Consider the following 20557-nt stretch of genomic DNA (forward strand, 5'->3'; position numbering starts at 1 on the left):
TACCAAAGGGGCGAACGGGGTAGTGCTTCTTTCTGTCTGGAGCGACTGTCCTGCGCAGCAGGACTGGGCCGTAATCGCATACCCTAGAAAGAACTATGTACGTCGCGACCTGGTGACGGGAGCAGGTAACTAAGTCCGCAGAACTAGGCATGCGGTCCATTTAGCGGAAACAGAAAAAGTACTACCCCGTGAACCCCGAGCTGCGTACTATCGGGATTACTTCCCGCACGAACCAACAGACAAACTGCGATTGTAGTAGAAAAAAGGAGTGCCAACATGCTTTCGCATGGGCACTCCTGCTTTTTAGTGGTTAGCCAGCTGATAGATCTCGATAGCCATCGTTTTGTCGAGGGGATGGAAGTTGCCGAGTTTCTTGGTGTCGCCAGCTGTGGCCATGTCGGCCAGGTGGGCGATGCTGTTCTTGTCCTGCACCCCGATGCCGAGTTCGGTGAAGTTTGTCGGCATGCCGAGGGAGCGGAAGTATTCGACCATGGCGGCGATGCCGGCCTTAGCTTTTTCCTCGTCGCAGCCTTCGGTGATGCCGAAGATGCGCTCGGCGAACTGGGCGAACCGGGGGACATCGTCCTGCCAGACGTACTGGGCCCAGGCTGGCCAGATGGTGGTCAGCGAGGCGCCGTGGGTGACGTCGAACTTGCCGCTGAGCTCGTGGCCGAGCTTGTGGCAGGTGAAGTCCTTGGCGCGGCCAAGCTCCGTGAAGTTGCAGTGGGAGACGCTGCCGCACCACATGATCTCACTCATGGCATCGTAGTCGTGCTGGTCCTGGATGGCGACCTTCGACTGGGCCATGACGTTCTTGATCAGCGACTCGGCGACGAGGTCGGTGAAGGCGTTCGTCTCCTTGCAGCTCGTGAAGTAGCGTTCGAGGGTGTGCATGAGGATGTCCGAGATGCCGCAGACGAGCTGCTTTTTCGGCACCGTGAAAGTGAGTTCCGGGTTCATGAAGGCGATGGCCGGGCGGTTGAAGGGGGTGTTGAGTCCGGCTTTCTTGCCCGTTTCCTCGTTGGTGATGACCGCTGAGTCGCTGGTCTCGCTGCCAGCGGCGGCCAGGGTCAGGATGCTGGCGACCGGCATGGATTTGGTGAGTTTCTCGCGTCCGCACCAGAAATCCCAGACATCGATGCCGGGGTTTGCCGTGCCGTGGGCGATGGCCTTGGCGCTGTCGATGACGCTGCCGCCGCCGATGGCGAGGATGAAGTCGGCATGGAAGGCGATGGCTGTGCGCACGCCCTGGCGGACAAAACCGAGGCGCGGGTTCGGCTGGACGCCGCCGAGACTCTGGACGGCAAAGCCGGCCGAGAGCAGGATGCGCTCAACTTTAGCCAGCAGCCCCGATTTGACGACGCTGCCGCCGCCGTAGACGATGAAGATATGGCTGGCGCCGTATTCGCGCAGTTTCGTGGCAACTTGTTCTTCGGCACCGTGGCCAAAGACGATTTCTGTAGGACATTTGAAGTTGAAACTTTGCATGAAGATCCTCCTATCTGCGTAATGATGCTAACTTCTAGCATAGCAGGGAAAAATCCTGCTTTCAAGTGAGCAGGTCACACTTTGTCCATTTAGGGAACCAGGTCCTTGCGGCCCTTTGTGTAACAGTGTTCACCAAAATTTTTCCAAGGTATAGCCAAAGGGCTTTCCATCTGTTAGAATCTAGTCTTGTCTATAAGAATGCAAGGAATGAATCGTGATGAAGGAGGCCGGAGGTTTTGAATACGAAACGCGCGGAGCTGCTGATGCTCTTTGTGACGTTCTGTTGGGGTTCATCGTATCTATTCATGAAGGAAGGGCTTGACTCGATTGGGCCGTTCACGCTGGTGGCTTATCGCTTTGGCATCGCTTTTGTGGCGGCGGCACTGCTATTGGGGCGGGCTTGGCGCAAGGTGAGCTGGGCGATGGTCAAGGCGGGCTTTCTTGTCGGGGCTATCGTGTTTGTTGCCTTCAGTGCTCTGGTCATCGGCCTTGAGTCGACGACGACCTCGAATGCAGGTTTTATCACGAGCCTCATGGTAGTCTTCATTCCCTTCGTGGAAAAGATCGTCTATCATCGTCCCGTGCAGCGCGGCATCTTTGCGACGTCGCTGCTGGCAGTTATCGGTATCGGTTTCCTGACGCTGCAGGATGGCCTGCGGCTGAATCCTGGCGACCTCTTATGTCTGCTGGGGGCAGCCCTCAATGCGCTGCAGGTCTGCTATGCCAGCCGCCTGCTGGTGAAGATGGATGCCCTTGTCCTGAGTGTCTTGCAGTTCGGCTTCACGGGCATCATGGGGCTGGTAACAGCCCTCATCATCGAGACCCCGGCACTGCCTGCTGGTGGTGCGGGCTGGTTTGCCGTGCTCTATCTCGGCCTCATCTGCTCGGCGTTTGGCTTTATCGCGCAGCTCGTCGCGCAGAAGTACACCTCGGCTGAGCGCATCGGCATCTTGTTCTGCCTTGAGCCGGTGTTTGCGGCGATGATTGGCGTCATCTATCTGCATGAGCCCTTTGGTGCTGGCAGCTTCATCGGGGCAGCACTGGTGCTGGCAGGCGTCATCCTTTCAGGGCGTCAGGGCAGGAGCAGCAAGCAGGAGAAAAGCGGCATTGTAGAGGCATAGCAGCGGCGTTTGTCTATTTATATCATACAGAAGCAGGAGTTCGTCCACAAATGGCGAACTCCTTTTTAGTTGTCAATATGTCATAGTATTCGTATGTTTCTGAAAGCATGCTGATGGAGAATGCTGTTTATTGTATACATATTATAAATTTACAAAAATGCTGGATTTTTAATATCGTATCTGCTATGATGTAAAAGTATATTGCAGAATATACATAGGTTCTATGTATTTTAAAGCATATTAACGTGCGATTTCTTTCGCTTGTGTGATTATTAGGAGGGACCCCGATGAAGTCAGAGATCACCATCAAGATGGCTAGGTGCAAGGGCTGTGGAATCTGCGTTGCATTTTGCCCCAAACAGGTGCTGGCGCTCGATGAGCTCGGCAAGGTACAGGTGGCAGACGGCGATGCCTGCATCGCCTGTGGGCAGTGTGAGCTGCGCTGTCCGGATTATGCGATTTTTGTAGACAGGGGGGCAGAGGCATGAGCAAGGCAAGATTGATGCAGGGCAATGAGGCCTGCGCAGAGGGCGCGATCGCCGCGGGAGTCCGTTTCTTCGCGGGCTATCCGATCACTCCGTCGACGGAGGTAGCTGAGACCATGGCGAAACTTCTGCCGCAGGTCGGGGGCAAATTCGTCCAGATGGAAGATGAGATCGCGAGCATGGGTGCCATCCTCGGCGCATCGCTGGCTGGCCAGAAGGCCATGGACGCCACGTCGGGCCCGGGCTTTTCCCTCAAGCAGGAGCTTATCGGTTATGCGGCCTGCGCAGAGATTCCGTGCGTGCTCGTCAATGTCCAGCGCGTCGGTCCCTCCACGGGCCAGCCGACGGCGCCGTCCCAGGCCGATGTCATGCAGACCCGCTGGGGAACCCATGGCGACCATCCGATCATCGCGCTCTCGCCCTGGAGCGTCCGCGAGACCTTCGATGCGACGGTCATGGCGGTCAACTACGCCGAGCGGTTCCGCACGCCGGTCATCCTGCTGATGGATGAGGTCGTCGGCCATCTGCGTGAGAAGGTCGAGCTGCCTGAGGCCAGTGAGCTTGACATCTATCCGCGCCGCGCGCCGAAGAAGACGCGGGCCGAAGGCTATGAACCCTTTGCTCCTGATGCGGATCTCGTGCCCAATGTCGCTGACTTTGGCCAGGGCTATCATATCCATGTCACGGGCCTCCTGCATGACGATACGGGCTTCCCGGTGGGCAGTCCGCAGGTCACGGAGACCTCCATCCGCCGCCTGCATGAGAAGATTTCCCGCGTTGGCGAGGAGATCATCCATACCGAGGAATATTTCATGGAGGATGCTGAGTATGCGGTCGTATCCTTTGGCGGTACGGCGCGCACGGCCTATGAGGCTGTGATGAATGCCCGCAAGAAGGGGCAGAAGGTGGGCCTGCTGCGCCTGATGACCATCTGGCCCTTTGCCGACAAGGCCATCGAGCGCTTGGCAGCCAAGGTCAAGGGTATCATGGTCGCTGAGCTCAACTACGGGCAGATTGTCCATGAAGTCCGCCGCGCAGCTGCTGGCCAGTGTCCGGTGGAGTTCTGTGGCAAGTACGACATGAAGGCATTTGAGCCGGATGAGATCGAGGCCGGCATCGACAAGCTTTGCGGGGAGGCATAACCATGGAAAGAAGTTACGAGAAATATTTCCGTCAGAACCGGCTCCCGCACCTCTGGTGCCCGGGCTGCGGCAATGGCATCGCTATGAAAGCAATCGTGCAGGCCATCGAGAAGAAGGGCCTGTCCCAGGATAATACCGTCATCGTCTCGGGCATCGGCTGCTCGTCCCGGGCGTCGGGCTATATGGACTTCGATACGCTCCATACGGCCCATGGCCGCGCCATCCCGTTCGCTACGGGCATCAAGCTGGCCAATCCTGATCTCAATGTGGTCGTCATCACGGGCGATGGCGACTGCACGGCTATCGGTGGCAACCATTTCATCCATGGCTGCCGCCGCAACGTCGACCTTACGGTCGTGCTGTTCAACAACAATATCTACGGCATGACGGGCGGCCAGGCCTCGCCGATGACGCCGCTGGGCAAGAAGGCCACGACGGCTCCCTACGGCTCGGTGGACAGGCCTTTTGATGCCTGCCATCTGGCTGAGGCTGCCGGTGCTACATATGTGGCTCGTTCGACGGCGTTCCATGAGAAACACCTCGTCGACATGATTGCTGGCGGCTTTGACAACAAGGGCTTCTCGTTCATCGAGGCCCTCGTCCAGTGCCCGACGGCTTATGGCCGCAAGAACAAGATGGGCAGCCCCGCCAACATGCTCATGTGGATGCGCGACAACGCCGTCATGAAAGCGGCTTGGGACAAGCTGCCGGATGAGGCCAAGGCGGGGGAGAAATTCCCGATTGGCTGCTTCTATCAGGCTGAGGCTATGGACTATGATACGGCCTATGATCAGGTCATCGAGCGGGCAGGAGGTGCGTCGAAATGAGAAAACAGCTGAGATTATCAGGCTCGGGCGGCCAGGGCGTCATCACGGCGGCTATCATCCTCGCCGAGGCGGCCGTCGCTGAGGGCAAGGAGGCTGTGCAGTCCCAGTCCTATGGCCCCGAGGCCCGCGGCGGTGCCTCGAAGTCCGAGGTCATCATCGATGATACGACTATCTATCATCCCCATGTACTGGTGCCAGACCTCGTGCTGGCGATGACCCAGAAGGCCGCGGACAAGTATTATAGCGATCTGAGCCCTGAGGGGCTGCTGGTCCTTGACGACAGCCTCGTGCCGGAGACGCCGGACTTTCCGAATGTTGTCCGCATCCCGATCACGAAACTGGCCATCGAGCAGGTCGGTAAGCCATTGTTTGCCAATATCGTCGCCCTGGGGGCGCTGGTGCGGCTGACAGGCATCGTTGCTTTCGATACCATCAAGACCGCCGTGGCACACCGGGTGCCGTCCCATACGGTGGAGCAGAATATGAAGGCCTTGCAGGTGGGCTGGGATGCCGCCGGCAGCGCTGCCAACTGAAAATAAAAAACAAGGGTGAGAAAAATGCGGGATCATTTTTCTCACCCTTGTTTTCTTACAGCCATACATGCCGCAAGCACAGTGTGATGAAACACACGACGGAGACGCCGAAGGTAAAGATCTCGATGCACCGCACAGGGTAGGCGTAGTGCAGCGGAATGTCGATGACGCGGGGCACATTGCTGGCTAGCAGCGAGGAGGCGATGGAGACGTAGAGCAGCACGTTGACGGGCGGGGTGGCCGTTGCCGTTGCGATTGCGCGGATCAGCAGGTAACAGGCAAAGGCGATGAAGAAGTAGGCGAGTTTATCCGCATGGAGCCGGCGAGGTGGCATAATATCACATCCTTTGACAGCAGTCTGTACATCCCGTACAGTTTTATTCAGCACGATTCTTATAAGTTATTTATAATATTTCGCGAACCATAGGCAAAATCCTGCAAAGTTTACAGAAAACTGCGAAGTTTCTTGGATGACAGCTGTTTGGTGATACGTGCATGAAATAAGCTTGCAACAGCTCAGCTTGGGCGGGGGTGGGTGCACTTTTTCTCTGCTCTCGCTAAATGACCCGCGCTGACAGATTGTACGTATCTAGGAACATGTGCCGGGCAGGCCGGCGGCACGCCAAGGCATCTAGACGTTCTAGAGAGGTTCTGCCGCGGGCCATCCCTCACTGCGTTCGGGCAGTCGCTCCCGCTGCGAAGAAAGTGTACCCGCCCCCGCCCTCTGCTACGTTTGGATAATCATGCTCTGTTTCGGCCAAAGGCTACGAATTACATCGATGTGCTTGTTACGGGAGCAACGGTTCGTGCTAATTCAGACTACCATTATCAAAGGGGCGAACGGGGTAGTGCTTCTTTCTGTCTGGAGCGACTGTCCTGCGCAGCAGGACTGGGCCGTAAGCGTATAAGCTAGAAAGAACTATGTACGTCGCGACCTGGTGACGGGAGCAGGTAACTAAGTCCGTAGAACTTGGTGTACGGTCCATTTAGCGGAAACAGAAAAAGTACTACCCCGCGAACCCCGAGCCGCGTATGAACGGGATTCCTTCCTGCACAAAGCAGCAAACGAACTATAATTTGTGCCCCCGCCCCCACCTCGACTGAGCTGCAACAAGGCTGTTTTTCGCACGAATCGGCGCATTGATCTGCGGCAAATGCGGCTTGATTGCGGTATAATAAGAGAATGAGTTTACGAGGAGGCGAAGGGATGGTTAGGCGTTTAGGGATGGCTGGGTTGCTGGTCTTGGCAGCAATCTGTCTGTGGCTGGCTGGCTGCGGGCGACAGGAGCCGGTGCGGCAGACGGTTTTGGTCATGGATACGGTGGCGACATTGACGGCGACGGGGCCGGAGGCGCAGGCGGCTGTGACGGAGGGTGTGCAGCGGCTGCGTGAGCTCGATGCGATGGCGAGCCCTGCAGGCGAGGATAGTGACCTTGCAAAGCTTGCGGCAGCTGCGGGAAATGGCCAGTGGGTCAGGCTGCATCCTGAGGTCTACCATATGCTGGCGGTTTCCCAGCAGTATAGTGAACGCTCAGGCGGAGCCTGGGATGTCACGGCGGGGCCGTTGGTAAAGCTCTGGGGCATCGGCACTGATAATGCGCGCGTGCCGTCGGCGCAGGAGATTGCGGCGGCGCGGGCCAAGGTTGGCTGGCAGAATCTGGAGCTTGAGCCAGCCTCGCAGAGTGCCCGACTCAAGGAGCCTGGCATGAGCCTTGACCTCGGCGGCATCGCCAAGGGCTATGCTCTCGATGAGGTGCGCAGGATCTACGCGCAGCATGGCATCCAGGATGGTCTTATCAATCTCGGGGCAAGCTCCCTTTATGCCCTCGGCAGGAATGACAAGGGACAGCCCTGGCGCATCGGCCTCCGCGATCCGCGCGGTGCAGATAAGGAGGCGCGGCTGGCTGTCGTGCCGCTTGCGGATGCGGCGCTGTCGACTTCGGGGGACTATGAACGCTATTTCGAGCAGGACGGCGTGCGCTATCATCATATCATCGATCCGCGCACGGGCGCACCGGCGCAGAATATGGCGATGAGTGCGACCATCGTCGTTGCGGGCAGCTTGGAGGATGCGGGCCTGCTTTCCGATCTTTTGACGACGACGGTGTTCGTCCTGGGCCCTGAGCAGGGGCAGGCCTTCCTGGCGGAGCTGCCCGCTGAGGTGCAGGGCATGATCTGTGACAAGCAGTATAGGCTCTGGGCGGCCCATGATTTCACCGGCTGCCTGCAGGAGCTGCAGTTGAATAAAATTGATAAATGACTAGAAAGGCTGACGATAGATATGCGTGACGATTTACAGGAGAAACTGGCGGTGCTGCAACAGCACCTTAAGGAGCTGGGCTCAGTGGCGGTGGCCTTTTCCGGAGGTGTGGATTCGACGTTCCTGCTGAAGGTAGCCCATGATGTGCTTGGTGAGCGCTGTGTGGCTTTTACGGCAGGTTCCGCATTCGTGCCTGAGCGCGATGTGGCAGAGGCGGCATCATTCTGCGCAGCAGAAGGTGTGCGCCATATCGTCCGGCGGTTCGATGTGCTGGCCATCGAGGGCATCCGCAAGAACCCTGCGGATCGCTGCTACCGCTGCAAATATGCGCTGTTCAGCCAGTTCAAGGTCATGGCTGCTGAGCAGGAACTAGGCTGTGTCGTTGACGGCTCGAATCTAGACGACGATGGCGACTACCGGCCGGGTCGGCGGGCCCTGCAGGAGCTTGGCATCGTGAGTCCGCTCCATGAAGCTGGCATGACGAAGCAGGATATCCGTGACCTGTCGGCAGAGATGGGCCTTGCCACCTGGGATAAGCCTTCCTTTGCCTGCCTGGCCTCGCGGTTTGTCTATGGCGAGGAGCTCACGACAGATAAGCTTGACGCGGTCAATCGGGCCGAGGAGTATCTGCTGGCACAGGGCTTCCGCCAGTTTCGCGTGCGCCGTCATGGGAATCTCGCGCGCATCGAGCTGCCGCCTGCTGACATCGACCGCTTCCTGACGGCAGGATTGCGCCAGCAGACGGCGGCGGCCTTCCGGGACATCGGCTTTGACTATGTGACGCTTGACCTGCTTGGCTACCGTACGGGCAGCATGAATGAGGTTTTGGAAGAAGGAGAGAAATGACATTGGCAAGGAGCAACCAGACGACGCTATGCTATATTGAGCGCGAGGGCCAGTACCTGATGATGCATCGCGTCAAGAAGGAACATGACATCAACAAGGATAAGTGGGTGGGCATCGGTGGCCATTTCGAGCCTGACGAGAGCCCTGAGGAATGCCTGCTGCGCGAGTGCCGCGAGGAGACGGGGCTCATGCTCACGGATTACCGGCTGCGCGGCGTCATCACCTTCATCTCCGACCGCTGGCAGACGGAGTACATGTTCCTCTACACGGCCACGGGCTTTGCGGGGACGATCGGCGACTGCAATGAGGGCACCCTCGAGTGGATCGACAAGGCGGCAGTCTATGACCTTCCGGTCTGGGAAGGGGACAAGCTCTTCTTCCGCCTGCTGGAGACGCATGCGGAGTTCTTCTCGCTGAAGCTTCGCTATGAGGGCGAGGAGCTCTGTGAGGCGGCCATCGATGGCCGGGGGCTGGATCTGACAAAAGGTCTTGAAATTTTCAAATGAAAGTACTATACTGAATTTGTTTGCTGATGAATATTCAGTAAACGATCTGGATGGGGACGTAGCTCAGCTGGGAGAGCATCAGGTTCGCAATCTGGGGGTCGAGGGTTCAATCCCCTTCGTCTCCACCATCGAAGTCACAGGTCAGGCAGATGCCTGGCCTTTTTTGTTTATTTCTTATTATTTTATCGGGGGAAACAGCAGGAAAAAAGCAGGGCATCGCGAAATATAGCAGTAGCGAGCCAAACTATATTAAGGATATCCTTGCGTCTTGTAATGATTCCATAAACAAAATTAATAGTGAGTACTGTTCAGAATAGATATGGATTTTTATTGTTCTATAGCGTATAATAGAAGTATTCACTATGTAGGGACCTTCTGCCGGCTGGTATTGAGCCACCAGCCTGAGGGATTCTATCGCAAGTATCCGCAAGGATAACATGAGGAGGTAAAAAAGTGGACAAACGGGAGAGTATGTGGGATTTATATCTCAAAAAAGGCATGAGCCGCCGCACGTTCGTCAAGAGCTGCGTGGCGCTGACGTCTCTGATGGGACTCAGCACGGACCAGGTGTCCAAAGTCGTTGAGGCCGCGGAGAAGAAACCGCTGCCAGTTGTTGTCTGGATTCATGGCCACGAGTGCACAGGCTGCGATGAGTCGTTCATCCGCTCCGGCGCACCGCTGGCATCCGATCTGGTATTGAGCCAGATTGCCCTCGAGTACGACCATCTGCTCAGCGCAGCAAGTGGCGAGCCTTTTGAGGCACATCTCGAGGAGACGATCCAGAAGTACAAGGGTCAGTATATCCTCTGCGTCGAGGGTGCTGCCTGCACGAAGGACAATGGTGTTTACTGTATGTCTGGTGGCCATACGTTCACGCATACGCTGCAGCATGCGGCTCAGAATGCTGCTGCGGTCATCGCCTATGGCACGTGCGCAGTATCTGGCGGTATCCAAGCCGCGAAGCCGAATCCGACGGGATCTTCGGGCATTGCCCAGTTCGCTGGCAGCACGCCGGTCGTGAATGTACCGGGCTGTCCGCCGATTCCGGAGGTCATGACGGGTGTCGTCATGCATGTCGCCCTCTTCGGTACGGTACCGCCGCTTGATGGCGAGGGCCGTCCGAAACAGTTCTATGGCAATCGTATCCATGATACCTGCTATCGCCGTCCGTTCTTCGATGCCGGCATGTTCGCCGAGAGCTTCGATGATGCTGGGGCTAAAGCTGGCTGGTGCCTCTACAAGCTGGGCTGCCGTGGCCCGGAGACGTACAACTCCTGCGGCAACCTGCGCTGGTTCCAGGGCATGAGCTATCCGATCCAGTCCGGTGCTCCGTGCATCGGCTGCTCCAATGCGCACTTCTGGGATGACGGTGCGATGACCGAGCGCCTGCCGAAATTCGGACAGCCAATCGGTGATGTCGACCAGATCGGTGCCGTCATGGCTGCCGCTACGGCTGTTGGCGTAGCTGGCCATGCCGCTGCCAGCGTCGTCCAGAAGAAGAAACGTATCGCTGATGAAAAGAAGAATGAGGGAGCAGGTGAATAAATGAAACACGTAGTAGTAGATCCAGTAACCCGTATCGAAGGTCATCTTCGCGTCGAGGTTCAGGTTGATGAAGCAACGGGCAAAGTAACCGATGCCCTTTCGTCCGGTACGGCATGGCGCGGCCTTGAGCTCGTCATGAAGGACCGTGACCCGCGTGATGCCTGGGCATATATCCAGCGCATCTGCGGCGTCTGCACGACGGCCCATGCACTGGGTGCTGTCCGCGCGGTAGAGGATGCGCTCGGCATCACGATCCCGAAGAACGCCAATTATATCCGTAACATCATGGCAGCTACGCTGACGGTGCAGGACCATATCGTCCATTTCTATCATCTGCATGCCCTGGACTGGGTCAGCCCGGTTGAGGCACTGGCTGCGGATGATATCGCTACGGCTAACCTGCAGAACACGCTGCTGAAAGACTATACGCTGCCGTTCCGTGCACCGGGCACGTCGGTGACGGAGGCCTATGAGCATGATTTCCCGGCAGCTACGCCGCAGTATTTCAAGCAGATCAAGGAAAAGGTCAAGGCCATCGTCGAGAGCGGCCAGCTCGGTATCTTCTCGGCGAACTGGTGGGATCATCCGGACTACAAGCTGCTGCCGCCAGAGGTTCATCTGCTGGCTGTAGCTCACTATCTCGAGATGCTCGACAAGCAGCGTGAGCTCGTCACGCCGCATGTCATCTTCGGCGGCAAGAACCCGCATCCGCACTATGTTGTCGGCGGTATGCCGTGCTCCATCTCGATGGAAGATGGCAACGCACCGGTCAATACGGCCCGTCTCGACATCGTCGACCGCGCCATCAACATGGGCCGCTCGCTGGTCAACAACTACTATCTGCCGGATCTCCTGGCTATCGGCTCCGCTTATGTCAAGGCTGGCCGCGTCGATGGCGGCGGTATGGCCAAGACCTGCGTGCTGGGCTATGGCGCTTATCCGGAAGAGCCGTTCAGCGGCACGAAGAACGGCGGTTTCTTCAAGAATCTGCTGATCCGCTGCAATGGCGTTGTCGAGGACTTCGGCAAGGGTCTCGCTGGCTGCAAGGTCACCGAGGTCAACGGCGAGGATTTTGCAAACCGCAAGGTCTTCACCGAGAGCGTCGATCACTCCTGGTACGAGTATCCGGCCAAGAGCGAAGATGCACTGAATCCGTGGGATGGCGTTACTTCGCCGAAATACACGGGCCCGAAAGAGGGTACGGCTACGGAGTGGAAGGCTCTCAATGAGACGGGCAAGTACTCCTGGCTCAAGACGCCGAAATGGAATGGCAAGCTCTGCGAGGTCGGTCCGCTGGCCCGTTATATCATCATCTATGTCAAGGCCAAGAAGGGCCTGCTCGGCGAGCTGACCTGGGCAGAGAAGATGATGATGGATCAGATCGATGCCGTATCGAAGGTGCTCGGTCTGGCTCCGGAAGTCTGGCTCCCGACGATGGTCGGCCGTACGGCTGCCCGTGCGCTCGACTGCCAGCTGGCTGCCGAGATCAACAAGTACTTCTTCGACAAGCTCATCGCCAACATCAAGTCCGGCGATACGAAAGTCGCTTCCAACGAGAAGTGGGATCCGTCCACCTGGCCGAAAGAGTGCGAGGGTGTCGGCATCTACGAGGCTCCGCGCGGCGCACTGTCCCACTACATCGCCATCAAGGATGGCAAGACGGACAACTACCAGTGCATCGTTCCGACGACCTGGAGCGCTTGCCCGCGTGATGACAAGGCCGGCCACGGCGCTTATGAGATGGCTATGATGGATACGCAGGTCAAGGTTCCGGATAAGCCGCTTGAGATCGTCAAGGTCGTCCGTTCCTTCGACCCGTGCATGGCTTGCGCTACGCATATGTTCAATGCCAAGGGCGAGAAGATCAACGTCATCACCACCGATCCGTATTCTGGCACGCACGTTGAGAAATAAGCCGGGCTACCGGATGGAAAGGAAGGGAACAGTAGAATGAAGGAAGAAAAACGCAAGATCTACTACCTGTTCAGTCCGTATCTGCGGATTTTCCATTGGATCATGGTGCTGGCAATCATCGTGCTCTTCATCACGGGGTTATTGGTCACGAAACCGGTAACCGTGTTGGGCATTGAACCGACCTACACATCCATGTCCATGGACTGGGTAAGGAATATCCACTTTATCGCGGCATTTGCGTTCTGCGCAGCGTTCATCCTGCGCATCTACGGGTTTATCGTGAACAAGGGCGATCGTCTTTTCCCGCGCGTTTGGGAGGGCCACTTCTACAGTGAGACCATTGACGTTGCGCTTCACTACATGCTTCTGAAACCGCACCATGCGCCGTTTTTGCGCAATCCGCTGGCGCGTGCCTCGTATGCTGGCCTTTACGCCATGGTACTCGTGGAGATCCTCACGGGCTTTGCGATGTACTATATGACAGAGCCGTCGAATATCGGCGGTATCCTGTTTAGCTGGGTCAATGTGGTCTTAGGTGGCGAGATGATGACGCACTGGGTGCATCACATCGTCGCCTGGCTCATCATCGTCTTCGCCATCGGCCATGTCTACATGGTCCTGCGTGCCGACATCATGGAGGCAGAGGGCGAGGCATCCTCGATGTTCTCGGGTGTCAAATTCCTTGAGCATGTACCGAAGGATGCCGGCGAAGTCGAGCCGCCGAAAACCGAGAAATAACGTCAATAGTACCAAAGGAGAATCAGATTATGTGTAAAGAATGTGGCTGCGGCGAGACGAATGGCAACACGCGTCTCCAGTTCTTTGTCAAAGGCTATACGGAAGAGAACGCCAAAGAGGTCGAAAAAGCACTTCTGGGCCTTCCGGGTGTCCTGTTCGTCCATATCCATGCGCACGATGGTGAGACGGTAGTTGACTACGCGCCTGCCAAGACGGGGCTCATGGACATCGTCAGCGTGTTCAGTGCACGTGGTCTTGAGGCTGCTCTGTAAGATTGGATAGGGGACTGCCGCTGCCGTGCGGCGGTCCCCTTTATTATGTACCAAAGGGCCGCAGGAGGCCTGCTGGCGCAGGAGGAAAACAAATGCATGAGATGGCTCTGGCCGAGGGAATCCTTGATATTGCCCTCGATTATGCAAAGCAGAACAACGCGCAGAAAATCAATGAGGTCGGCCTGCTGATCGGTGAGATGTCCGGTGTCGAGCAGGAGTCGCTGCGCTTTTCGTTTGCCATGCTGGTCAAGGGGACGATTGCCGAGGACGCGGTGCTAAGGATCAAGGATGTGCCGCTGATCGGCAAGTGCTCCAAGTGTGGCAAGGAGTTCCATATCGACCATTACGATTTCTGGTGTCCCGAGTGCAAGGATGGTGTCCTCAAGACGATTTCGGGGCGTGAGATGCAGGTAGAGTATCTGGAGGTAGATTAAATGGCTGAGATTCAGGTCATGAAAAATATCCTGGGGGAGAATGACCGCGTGGCGGCAGAGAACCAGGCGATGTTCAGGGAAAAGGGCGTCTATGTCATCAATCTGATGGGGTCGCCGGGAGCTGGCAAGACGTCAGTGCTCGAGAAGACGATGGAAAAGCTCAAGGAAAAGCTCAAGATGGCTGTCATCGAGGGCGATCTCTTTACGAGCAAGGATGCGGACCGCATCGAGCGCCATGGCGTGCCGGTCATCCAGATCAATACGGCTGGCGGCTGCCATCTCGATGCGCCGATGGTGCAGAAGGTGGCGCAGCAGATGGATCTGGACAATCTTGACCTGCTTATTGTCGAGAATGTCGGCAATCTTGTCTGCCCGGCGGAGTTTGCCGTGGGCGAGGATGACAAGGGCGTGGTGCTCTCGATTACCGAGGGCGATGACAAGCCGATGAAGTATCCGCTGATTTTCAAGGAGTCGGCCATTGCGCTGCTGAACAAGGTCGATATCCTGCCGTACTGCAATTTCGATATGGCAGCGGCCAAGGAGGATATCACGACGCTGCATCCTGGCATGAAGGTGCTCGAGGTGTCGTGCACGACGGAGCAGGGGCTCGAGGAATGGTGTGAGTGGCTGCGCAAACGGGTGGCGGATAAAAAGGCTGGCAGCAGGTAAGGGGGAGCATCGAAGGCGCGCGGACAGGTAAGGAATGCCAATGCTGCGCTTATAGCATCCCTTGCCTGTCCTTGCTTACGTAGAGCAAAAAGCCTTCCCCTCTGGGGAAGGTGGCAGCCGTAGGCTGACGGATGAGGTTTTAGGAGAGGTTTAATCATATGGCTGATGTATTTGGTAATGGCTCGGATGCGGTGTCGAGCCTTGATAATGTCCTGCATCCGGCGGATGTGACGATCTTGGGTGTGGGCAATGTGATCCTGCGCGATGAGGGGTTCGGCGTGCGGGTAGCGGAGTACCTTGATGCGCATTATGCGTTCCCTGAGAATGTGCAGATCGTCGATGGCGGTACGCTGGGAATCGAGCTTACGCAGTATGTGACGGGCACGAATAAGCTGCTGGTCATCGATTCGATCAATGGCGGTGCGGAGCCGGGGACGTTGTTCCGGTTCCATAATGACGATGTCATGAATCATTTCCAGGAGAAGATTTCGGCGCACGAGGTCGGTATCCAGGATGTATTGGCATTGCTCACGGTGACGGGGCATAAGATCCCGGATGTGGTGGTCATCGGGGCGCAGCCTTATGATCTGGAGGCTGGTGTGGAGCTGTCGCCAGGCATGCAGAAACTCATGCCGCAGGTGGTGGAGCAGGCGCTTGCGGAGCTTAAGGCCTGGGGCGTCGAGCCGCAGGCGAAGGAGCGTGCGGCGGCAGTTGATTTCGGAATCGTAGCCGAAGAGGCAATCAGGAGGGATTCATAATGTGTCTGGCAGTTCCGGCCAAGGTTTTGGAAATAGATAATGCCATCGGCAAGGTGGAGATTTCTGGCGTCAGCCGCGAGGTCTCGATGATGCTTTTGCCTGAGGCCAAGCCCGGTGATTTCGTGCTGGTGCATGCGGGCTTTGCCATGCAGATCGTCGATGAGAAGGATGCGGAGGAGACGAACGCGCTGCTGGCGGAGATGAAGGGCGCGCCGCGTACAGTCGGGGCGATTGAGGAGTCGGTCAGCAATGGATAAGCAGGAAGAACGGGAGCTGGCGGCGCGGCTGGTCAGTGAGATCAAGGCGTTGGCAGAAAAGACGGGGCGCAAGCTGCGCTTCATGGAGGTCTGCGGCACGCATACGGTAGCGATTTTCCGGGCGGGCATCCGCCAGCTGCTGCCAGATAATGTCGAGCTCGTGTCGGGGCCGGGGTGCCCTGTCTGCGTGACGCCTGATGACTATATGGACAAGGCCATCGCCTATGCGCTGCATCCCGATGTCATCATCACGACCTTTGGCGATATGCTGAAGGTTCCAGGCACGAGATCGAGCCTCAGTGAGGCCAAGACGAATGGCGCGGATATCCGCATCGTCTACTCGCCGCTGGATTCCATCCAGATTGCCAAGGACAATCCTGACAAGAAGGTCGTGTTCCTCGCTGTCGGTTTTGAGACGACGGCCCCGACAGCGGCAGCTACGGTGCTGGCAGCTGAACAGCAGGGCGTAAATAACCTCTTCATGCTATCGGCCCAGAAACTGGTGCCGCCGGTCATGGAGGTGCTGCTGAATGACGAGCAGGTCCATGTCGACGGCTTTATCCTGCCGGGGCATGTCTCCGTGGTGACGGGCACAGGCATCTATGAGCCTATCGTGCAGAAGTATCATGTGCCGGGGGTTGTCACGGGCTTTGAGCCGCTGCAGATCCTGCGAGCCCTCTATCGGCTGGTCAAGCAGGTGGCAGCTGGTGAGGCCAGGGTGGAAAACGAGTATGAGGAAGTCGTGCGGCCAGAGGGCAATCCCGTATCGCAGCGCATCACCGATACGGTCTATGAGGCTGCTGACACGGGCTGGCGCGGCATGGGCATCGTGCCGCTGTCGGGGCTCAAGATGCGGAGTGAGTACGCGGCCTTTGATATCGAGCAGGTCATGCCGCTGCCGGAAGGTGAGCTGCCACCGGCCAAGAAGACGGCCTGCCGCTGCGGCGAGGTGCTGCGCGGCATCGTGACGCCGCAGGACTGCCCGCTGTTTGGCAAGGCCTGCGTGCCTACGCATGCCATCGGGCCCTGCATGGTATCGGTCGAGGGTGTCTGTGCGGCCTGGTTCAAGTATGGACAAGGGAGATTCGAATATGGTAAGTGATAAGGTGACACTCGCGCATGGCGCGGGCGGAAAGATGAGCCAGGAGCTCATGGAAGAAGTCATCCTGCCGGCCTATGGCAATCCGCTGTTGGCGGAGATGCACGATGGTGCGCAGGTGCAGATGGGCGGCCAGGTGGCCTTCACGACGGATTCCTATGTGGTGCAGCCGTTGTTCTTTGCGGGCGGCAATATCGGCAAGCTGGCAGTCTGCGGCACGGTCAACGACCTGGCGATGACGGGGGCAATCCCGCGCTACATTTCGGCGGGGCTCATCATCGAGGAGGGGTTCCCGGTAAAGGAACTCAAGGAGATACTGGCGACGATGCGCCAGATGGCCGATGAGGCTGGTATCTATATTGTCACAGGCGATACGAAGGTCGTCGAGAAGGGCAAGGCGGACGGCATCTTCATCAATACTGCCGGCATCGGCGATGTCATCCGTGGCACGCATATCTCACCGAAGAATGTGAAGCCTGGCATGAAGGTCATCCTGTCGGGCTATATCGGCGACCATGCGGCAGCTATCCTGGCTGGCCGTCATGGTCTTACGCTGCCGGATACGGTCAAGACCGACTGCGCACCGCTCTGCCATATGACGCGGGCAATGCTCGAGGTTGCGCCTGATATCGCTGTATTGCGCGACCCCACTCGCGGCGGTGTGGCGGCGGTGCTCAATGAGATAGCTGTGGCTTCGGATTGCGGTATCCTCATCGACGAGGATGCTCTGCCCATCCATGAGGAAGTGCAGGGGGTCTGCGATATCCTTGGCTTCGATCCGCTCTACCTGGCCAATGAAGGCAAGTGCGTGGCCTTTGTGCCGGCGGAGAAGGCTGAAGAAGTCCTCGCTGTCATGCAGGCCAATAAATACGGCCGCGATGCGCGCATCATCGGCGAGGTCACGGAGACGGCCAAGGGCCAGGTCGGCCTGCGCACGGCTATTGGCGGCATCCGCGTCGTTGATATGCCGCTTGGCAACCTCGTGCCGCGTATCTGCTGATCATCTCGGTAAATCTTAATCTTGTGGCTATTGACGCTTATGGGCAAACTCTTCTATAATGGAAATCGTTTGAAGACTCTAGACTATAGAAGGAAGCGAAAGATTGATGATAAAGAAGCGTGTCCTGCCGTTTTTACTGATGGCCATGGTGTTCTTTAGCGGCACCTGCCTGGCAGAGAATATGCAGTTCGTGGATGCCAATGGCGCAACGGGCTACTATGTCGACGTGGACTCCATCGAGTTCTCGACTGACAAGGTATGGATACAGCCGGATCCGATCCCGGCCAAGGAGCCAGGCAAACCCTCGGTGGTACCCAAGGGCTATATGGCTGAGGTGGAGCTGGTGACGGCACGCGTGGCCGTCATCAAGGCTCGCCAGAACCGCCGGTTCATCTATCGCATGCGGTTCAATCCGACGCTGTCGACGTATCAGATCCTGTCGTCGGTTACCCAGCAGTATGACACGCGTGCGACGCTGCAGACCGATAATACGCCGCTTACGGCTACAGGGTATACGGTGGCGTCGCCGATGCATGAGATGGTGGACTTCATCTATGAGCAGCCACGAAAATAATGAGCAAAGAGCTTCCTCTGCCCCAAGAGGAGGCTCTTTTCAGATGGCGGCAGTAGGGATAAAGATTCTTTTTACCAACCTGCGGGAGGGATTCATATGACTGAGCATGCTGCACTGAAGCAGCGGACAGCCTGGCTGTCCATTTTTTCGAATACGACCCTTGTGGTCATGAAGCTGATTGTCGGCCTCTATGTCGGGGCTGTGAGCCTTGTCTCTGAGGCCTTGCATTCGGGTGTCGACCTCGTTGCGGCGCTCATTGCGTTCTGGGCGGTCAAGAAATCGCTGGTGCCGCCTGATGAGGAGCATGACTATGGACATGGCAAGTTCGAGAACCTCTCGGCAGCGGTGGAGGCGCTGCTGATTGTCGGTGCGGCCATCGGCATCGTCTACGAATCGGCGCAGAAGTTCCAGTCGGCTGAGGTCCCGGAAGCGTTGGGCTACGGCATCGCCATCATGCTCGTATCGATAGTCGTCAATATCCTTGTCTCGCGGCGGCTGATCCATGTCGCCAGAGTCACGGGCTCCCAGGCTCTCGAGGCTGATGGCCTGCACTTGCAGTCGGATGTCTGGACGTCGGTCGGCGTCCTTATCGGTCTGGCCCTCATGCAGCTTACTGGCTGGGCCTGGCTGGACCCGGTCATCGCCATCCTCGTTGCGGGCATCATCTTCCGGGCGGGCTGGCATATGGTCACCGAGTCGGCCATGGAGCTTACCGATGCGAGTCTGCCCGCTGAGCAGGAGCAGCGCATCACCCAAATCATCGAGAGCGTTCCCGAGGTGCGCAGCTGCCACTGCCTGCGCACGCGCAAGTCGGGCTCCTACAAGCTGCTGGATGTCCATGTGCTGTTTGATGGCAACATGCATCTTTCCCATGTCCATGCGGTCTGCGACGAGCTCGAGGAGCTTATTCGCGCGGAGCTCGGCACCTTTGATATCCTGATCCATCCAGAGCCAGATGGCTCCCATGCCCCTGAGACGAAATCCAGCCATTATGAGGAGTCGCAGCAGAAACAAGGGGCTGAGGCGGATTTAAGCCGGCATTAATCGGTCTTTTAGCAGGATTTCAAGTTTTTTGGCTGGAAATATGGTACAATGAATACCGAGTTCATTTTGAAACGGAGGAGATAGTAATGAGATTCCGCAAAGTATGCAGTATGTTTTTGAGCACGGTGCTGCTGGCATCGTCCATGAGCATGGCCGCTGCCGCCACGCCGGCCACGGTGCAGGACAAGCTGGCCATGATCGAGAAGGATACCTATGGCGTCGAGCAGACCGGAGCCATAACGGAGCGCATCGATAAACTCGAACGCGACTACAACGGCGCGCATCGCACGGGCAGCATGATGGCCCGGGTCGATGCCATCTACCATGACCTCTATACCAACGGTTCGACCCCGTCGACCATTGCGGAGCTCAATGCTATCGAGTGGAATATCGATCATGAGGTCAGCATGAATCCGGTCGAGAAACGCGTCGCCGATATGGAGATGTCCATCAACGGCAAGACGGCTGAAGGTTCCTATGATCAGCGCATCAAGGAGCTGGCAAAACTGTCCTTCGGTTCCGAGACGCTGCCGGTGGAGCAGGTCAATGTTCCGGCTAATACGCTCATCAAGGTGGCCCTCGTCGACCCGGTCAATGCCAAGAACCTCAAGGCCGGAGATACTGTTCGTTTTAAAGTAGCCAAAGATGTCATCGTGAACAACCGTCTGGTGTTCGCCAAGGGCGCACCGGGCGAAGGCAAGGTCCAGAAGGTGGAGCAGGCCAAGAATTTCGGCCGCAATGCCGAGGTGAAGATCGACTTCTACAAGACGAAGGCCATCGAAGGTACCGATGTGGACACGCTGCTCGGTGCTGAGGCCGAAAAAGAGATGAAGAATCTGGCCATGGCCGCTGGTGCAAGCCTTGCCGGCATGGTAATCCTCGGCCCAATCGGCATCATCGGTGGTGCGTTTGTCAAAGGCAAGAACATCGACCTGCCGGAGGGCACGGAGTTCTATATCCAGACTAAGGCCGATACGATGCTTTACGGCGTAGCTACGACGACGGCCGAGTGATTGAGATGAATATGCTGGAGGTCCGCTGGCTC

General features: G+C 57.3%; 23 protein-coding genes and 1 tRNA gene. 22 read left to right on the plus strand and 2 right to left on the minus strand.

The window, feature by feature from the left end:
* Window positions 1-303: 303 nt before the first annotated feature.
* Window positions 304-1488, minus strand: a complete 1185-nt coding sequence (locus tag BM322_RS07580) for an iron-containing alcohol dehydrogenase (RefSeq protein WP_075429336.1) — start codon at window positions 1486-1488, stop codon at window positions 304-306.
* Window positions 1489-1724: 236 nt separating this feature from the next.
* Between BM322_RS07580 and BM322_RS07585 the strand changes: the two genes are divergently transcribed.
* The 5 genes from BM322_RS07585 (at window position 1725) to BM322_RS07605 (ending at window position 5596) form a co-directional block, all read left to right on the plus strand.
* Window positions 1725-2609: a DMT family transporter gene (locus tag BM322_RS07585; RefSeq protein WP_082334427.1), complete on the plus strand. Its 885-nt coding sequence runs from the start codon at window positions 1725-1727 to the stop codon at window positions 2607-2609.
* Between the two features lie 287 nt (window positions 2610-2896).
* On the plus strand, window positions 2897-3097 hold the full coding sequence (locus BM322_RS07590) for a 4Fe-4S binding protein (RefSeq protein WP_075429338.1): 201 nt from the start codon (window positions 2897-2899) through the stop codon (window positions 3095-3097).
* Window positions 3094-4236: a 2-oxoacid:acceptor oxidoreductase subunit alpha gene (locus BM322_RS07595; protein ID WP_075429340.1), complete on the plus strand. Its 1143-nt coding sequence runs from the start codon at window positions 3094-3096 to the stop codon at window positions 4234-4236. Before BM322_RS07590 ends, BM322_RS07595 begins: the two co-directional genes overlap by 4 nt.
* Before the next feature lie 2 nt (window positions 4237-4238).
* Complete coding sequence (locus tag BM322_RS07600) at window positions 4239-5063, plus strand: 2-oxoacid:ferredoxin oxidoreductase subunit beta (protein ID WP_075429342.1); 825 nt, start codon at window positions 4239-4241, stop codon at window positions 5061-5063.
* Entirely contained in the window at window positions 5060-5596 is a 537-nt protein-coding gene (locus BM322_RS07605) for a 2-oxoacid:acceptor oxidoreductase family protein (protein ID WP_075429344.1), read from the plus strand. Before BM322_RS07600 ends, BM322_RS07605 begins: the two co-directional genes overlap by 4 nt.
* Window positions 5597-5651: 55 nt before the next feature.
* Here the strand turns inward: BM322_RS07605 and BM322_RS07610 are convergent, their stop codons facing one another.
* Window positions 5652-5930: a hypothetical protein gene (locus tag BM322_RS07610; RefSeq protein ID WP_075429346.1), complete on the minus strand. Its 279-nt coding sequence runs from the start codon at window positions 5928-5930 to the stop codon at window positions 5652-5654.
* A gap of 873 nt (window positions 5931-6803) precedes the next feature.
* On the opposite strand from BM322_RS07610, the gene BM322_RS07615 reads away from it, so the two are divergent.
* The 17 genes from BM322_RS07615 (at window position 6804) to BM322_RS07695 (ending at window position 20525) form a co-directional block, all read left to right on the plus strand.
* On the plus strand, window positions 6804-7856 hold the full coding sequence (locus BM322_RS07615; RefSeq protein WP_082334428.1) for an FAD:protein FMN transferase: 1053 nt from the start codon (window positions 6804-6806) through the stop codon (window positions 7854-7856).
* A 21-nt stretch (window positions 7857-7877) separates the two neighbouring features.
* On the plus strand, window positions 7878-8702 hold the full coding sequence (gene larE / locus BM322_RS07620) for an ATP-dependent sacrificial sulfur transferase LarE (RefSeq protein WP_075429350.1): 825 nt from the start codon (window positions 7878-7880) through the stop codon (window positions 8700-8702).
* Window positions 8699-9208, plus strand: a complete 510-nt coding sequence (locus BM322_RS07625) for an 8-oxo-dGTP diphosphatase (protein ID WP_075429352.1) — start codon at window positions 8699-8701, stop codon at window positions 9206-9208. Before larE ends, BM322_RS07625 begins: the two co-directional genes overlap by 4 nt.
* A gap of 52 nt (window positions 9209-9260) precedes the next feature.
* Window positions 9261-9336, plus strand: a tRNA-Ala gene (locus tag BM322_RS07630).
* 325 nt (window positions 9337-9661) lie between these two features.
* On the plus strand, window positions 9662-10753 hold the full coding sequence (locus tag BM322_RS07635; protein WP_075429354.1) for a hydrogenase small subunit: 1092 nt from the start codon (window positions 9662-9664) through the stop codon (window positions 10751-10753).
* Window positions 10754-12667: a nickel-dependent hydrogenase large subunit gene (locus BM322_RS07640; RefSeq protein ID WP_075429356.1), complete on the plus strand. Its 1914-nt coding sequence runs from the start codon at window positions 10754-10756 to the stop codon at window positions 12665-12667.
* A 36-nt stretch (window positions 12668-12703) separates the two neighbouring features.
* Window positions 12704-13405 (plus strand): Ni/Fe-hydrogenase, b-type cytochrome subunit, encoded by a 702-nt coding sequence (cybH, locus tag BM322_RS07645; RefSeq protein WP_075429358.1) that lies wholly within the window; start codon window positions 12704-12706, stop codon window positions 13403-13405.
* Between the two features lie 29 nt (window positions 13406-13434).
* Entirely contained in the window at window positions 13435-13677 is a 243-nt protein-coding gene (locus BM322_RS07650; protein WP_075429360.1) for a hypothetical protein, read from the plus strand.
* 92 nt (window positions 13678-13769) lie between these two features.
* Window positions 13770-14111 carry a hydrogenase maturation nickel metallochaperone HypA gene (gene hypA / locus BM322_RS07655; protein ID WP_075429362.1) on the plus strand — a complete coding sequence of 114 codons (342 nt, stop codon included), beginning with the start codon at window positions 13770-13772 and terminating at the stop codon, window positions 14109-14111.
* Window positions 14112-14780, plus strand: coding sequence for a hydrogenase nickel incorporation protein HypB (gene hypB / locus BM322_RS07660; protein ID WP_075429364.1), 669 nt, complete (start codon window positions 14112-14114; stop codon window positions 14778-14780).
* 158 nt (window positions 14781-14938) lie between these two features.
* Window positions 14939-15538, plus strand: a complete 600-nt coding sequence (locus BM322_RS07665) for a HyaD/HybD family hydrogenase maturation endopeptidase (RefSeq protein ID WP_075429366.1) — start codon at window positions 14939-14941, stop codon at window positions 15536-15538.
* Window positions 15538-15795 (plus strand): HypC/HybG/HupF family hydrogenase formation chaperone, encoded by a 258-nt coding sequence (locus BM322_RS07670; RefSeq protein WP_075429368.1) that lies wholly within the window; start codon window positions 15538-15540, stop codon window positions 15793-15795. Before BM322_RS07665 ends, BM322_RS07670 begins: the two co-directional genes overlap by 1 nt.
* Entirely contained in the window at window positions 15788-16897 is a 1110-nt protein-coding gene (hypD, locus tag BM322_RS07675) for a hydrogenase formation protein HypD (protein WP_075429369.1), read from the plus strand. Before BM322_RS07670 ends, hypD begins: the two co-directional genes overlap by 8 nt.
* Window positions 16887-17894 carry a hydrogenase expression/formation protein HypE gene (gene hypE / locus BM322_RS07680; RefSeq protein ID WP_075429370.1) on the plus strand — a complete coding sequence of 336 codons (1008 nt, stop codon included), beginning with the start codon at window positions 16887-16889 and terminating at the stop codon, window positions 17892-17894. Before hypD ends, hypE begins: the two co-directional genes overlap by 11 nt.
* A 106-nt stretch (window positions 17895-18000) precedes the next feature.
* Window positions 18001-18468 (plus strand): hypothetical protein, encoded by a 468-nt coding sequence (locus BM322_RS07685; RefSeq protein ID WP_075429371.1) that lies wholly within the window; start codon window positions 18001-18003, stop codon window positions 18466-18468.
* 96 nt (window positions 18469-18564) lie between these two features.
* Window positions 18565-19512 carry a cation diffusion facilitator family transporter gene (locus BM322_RS07690; protein ID WP_075429372.1) on the plus strand — a complete coding sequence of 316 codons (948 nt, stop codon included), beginning with the start codon at window positions 18565-18567 and terminating at the stop codon, window positions 19510-19512.
* A gap of 86 nt (window positions 19513-19598) precedes the next feature.
* Window positions 19599-20525: a hypothetical protein gene (locus BM322_RS07695; RefSeq protein WP_075429377.1), complete on the plus strand. Its 927-nt coding sequence runs from the start codon at window positions 19599-19601 to the stop codon at window positions 20523-20525.
* The last annotated feature ends 32 nt before the right edge of the window (window positions 20526-20557 follow it).

Origin of the sequence: Selenomonas sp. GACV-9 (assembly GCA_900116485.1) — a bacterium.
Classification (GTDB): domain Bacteria; phylum Bacillota; class Negativicutes; order Selenomonadales; family Selenomonadaceae; genus Selenomonas_A; species Selenomonas_A ruminantium_G.

Excerpts from the sequence above, each read along its gene's own strand:
- BM322_RS07580 (WP_075429336.1), bottom strand. The coding sequence starts at position 1,488 with ATGCAAAGTTTCAACTTCAAATGTCCTACAGAAATCGTCTTTGGCCAC.
- BM322_RS07590 (WP_075429338.1), top strand. The coding sequence starts at position 2,897 with ATGAAGTCAGAGATCACCATCAAGATGGCTAGGTGCAAGGGCTGTGGA.
- BM322_RS07595 (WP_075429340.1), top strand. The coding sequence starts at position 3,094 with ATGAGCAAGGCAAGATTGATGCAGGGCAATGAGGCCTGCGCAGAGGGC.
- BM322_RS07600 (WP_075429342.1), top strand. The coding sequence starts at position 4,239 with ATGGAAAGAAGTTACGAGAAATATTTCCGTCAGAACCGGCTCCCGCAC.
- BM322_RS07605 (WP_075429344.1), top strand. The coding sequence starts at position 5,060 with ATGAGAAAACAGCTGAGATTATCAGGCTCGGGCGGCCAGGGCGTCATC.
- BM322_RS07610 (WP_075429346.1), bottom strand. The coding sequence starts at position 5,930 with ATGCCACCTCGCCGGCTCCATGCGGATAAACTCGCCTACTTCTTCATC.
- BM322_RS07615 (WP_082334428.1), top strand. The coding sequence starts at position 6,804 with ATGGTTAGGCGTTTAGGGATGGCTGGGTTGCTGGTCTTGGCAGCAATC.
- larE (WP_075429350.1), top strand. The coding sequence starts at position 7,878 with ATGCGTGACGATTTACAGGAGAAACTGGCGGTGCTGCAACAGCACCTT.
- BM322_RS07625 (WP_075429352.1), top strand. The coding sequence starts at position 8,699 with ATGACATTGGCAAGGAGCAACCAGACGACGCTATGCTATATTGAGCGC.
- BM322_RS07640 (WP_075429356.1), top strand. The coding sequence starts at position 10,754 with ATGAAACACGTAGTAGTAGATCCAGTAACCCGTATCGAAGGTCATCTT.
- cybH (WP_075429358.1), top strand. The coding sequence starts at position 12,704 with ATGAAGGAAGAAAAACGCAAGATCTACTACCTGTTCAGTCCGTATCTG.
- BM322_RS07650 (WP_075429360.1), top strand. The coding sequence starts at position 13,435 with ATGTGTAAAGAATGTGGCTGCGGCGAGACGAATGGCAACACGCGTCTC.
- hypA (WP_075429362.1), top strand. The coding sequence starts at position 13,770 with ATGCATGAGATGGCTCTGGCCGAGGGAATCCTTGATATTGCCCTCGAT.
- hypB (WP_075429364.1), top strand. The coding sequence starts at position 14,112 with ATGGCTGAGATTCAGGTCATGAAAAATATCCTGGGGGAGAATGACCGC.
- BM322_RS07665 (WP_075429366.1), top strand. The coding sequence starts at position 14,939 with ATGGCTGATGTATTTGGTAATGGCTCGGATGCGGTGTCGAGCCTTGAT.
- BM322_RS07670 (WP_075429368.1), top strand. The coding sequence starts at position 15,538 with ATGTGTCTGGCAGTTCCGGCCAAGGTTTTGGAAATAGATAATGCCATC.
- hypD (WP_075429369.1), top strand. The coding sequence starts at position 15,788 with ATGGATAAGCAGGAAGAACGGGAGCTGGCGGCGCGGCTGGTCAGTGAG.
- hypE (WP_075429370.1), top strand. The coding sequence starts at position 16,887 with ATGGTAAGTGATAAGGTGACACTCGCGCATGGCGCGGGCGGAAAGATG.
- BM322_RS07685 (WP_075429371.1), top strand. The coding sequence starts at position 18,001 with ATGATAAAGAAGCGTGTCCTGCCGTTTTTACTGATGGCCATGGTGTTC.
- BM322_RS07690 (WP_075429372.1), top strand. The coding sequence starts at position 18,565 with ATGACTGAGCATGCTGCACTGAAGCAGCGGACAGCCTGGCTGTCCATT.
- BM322_RS07695 (WP_075429377.1), top strand. The coding sequence starts at position 19,599 with ATGAGATTCCGCAAAGTATGCAGTATGTTTTTGAGCACGGTGCTGCTG.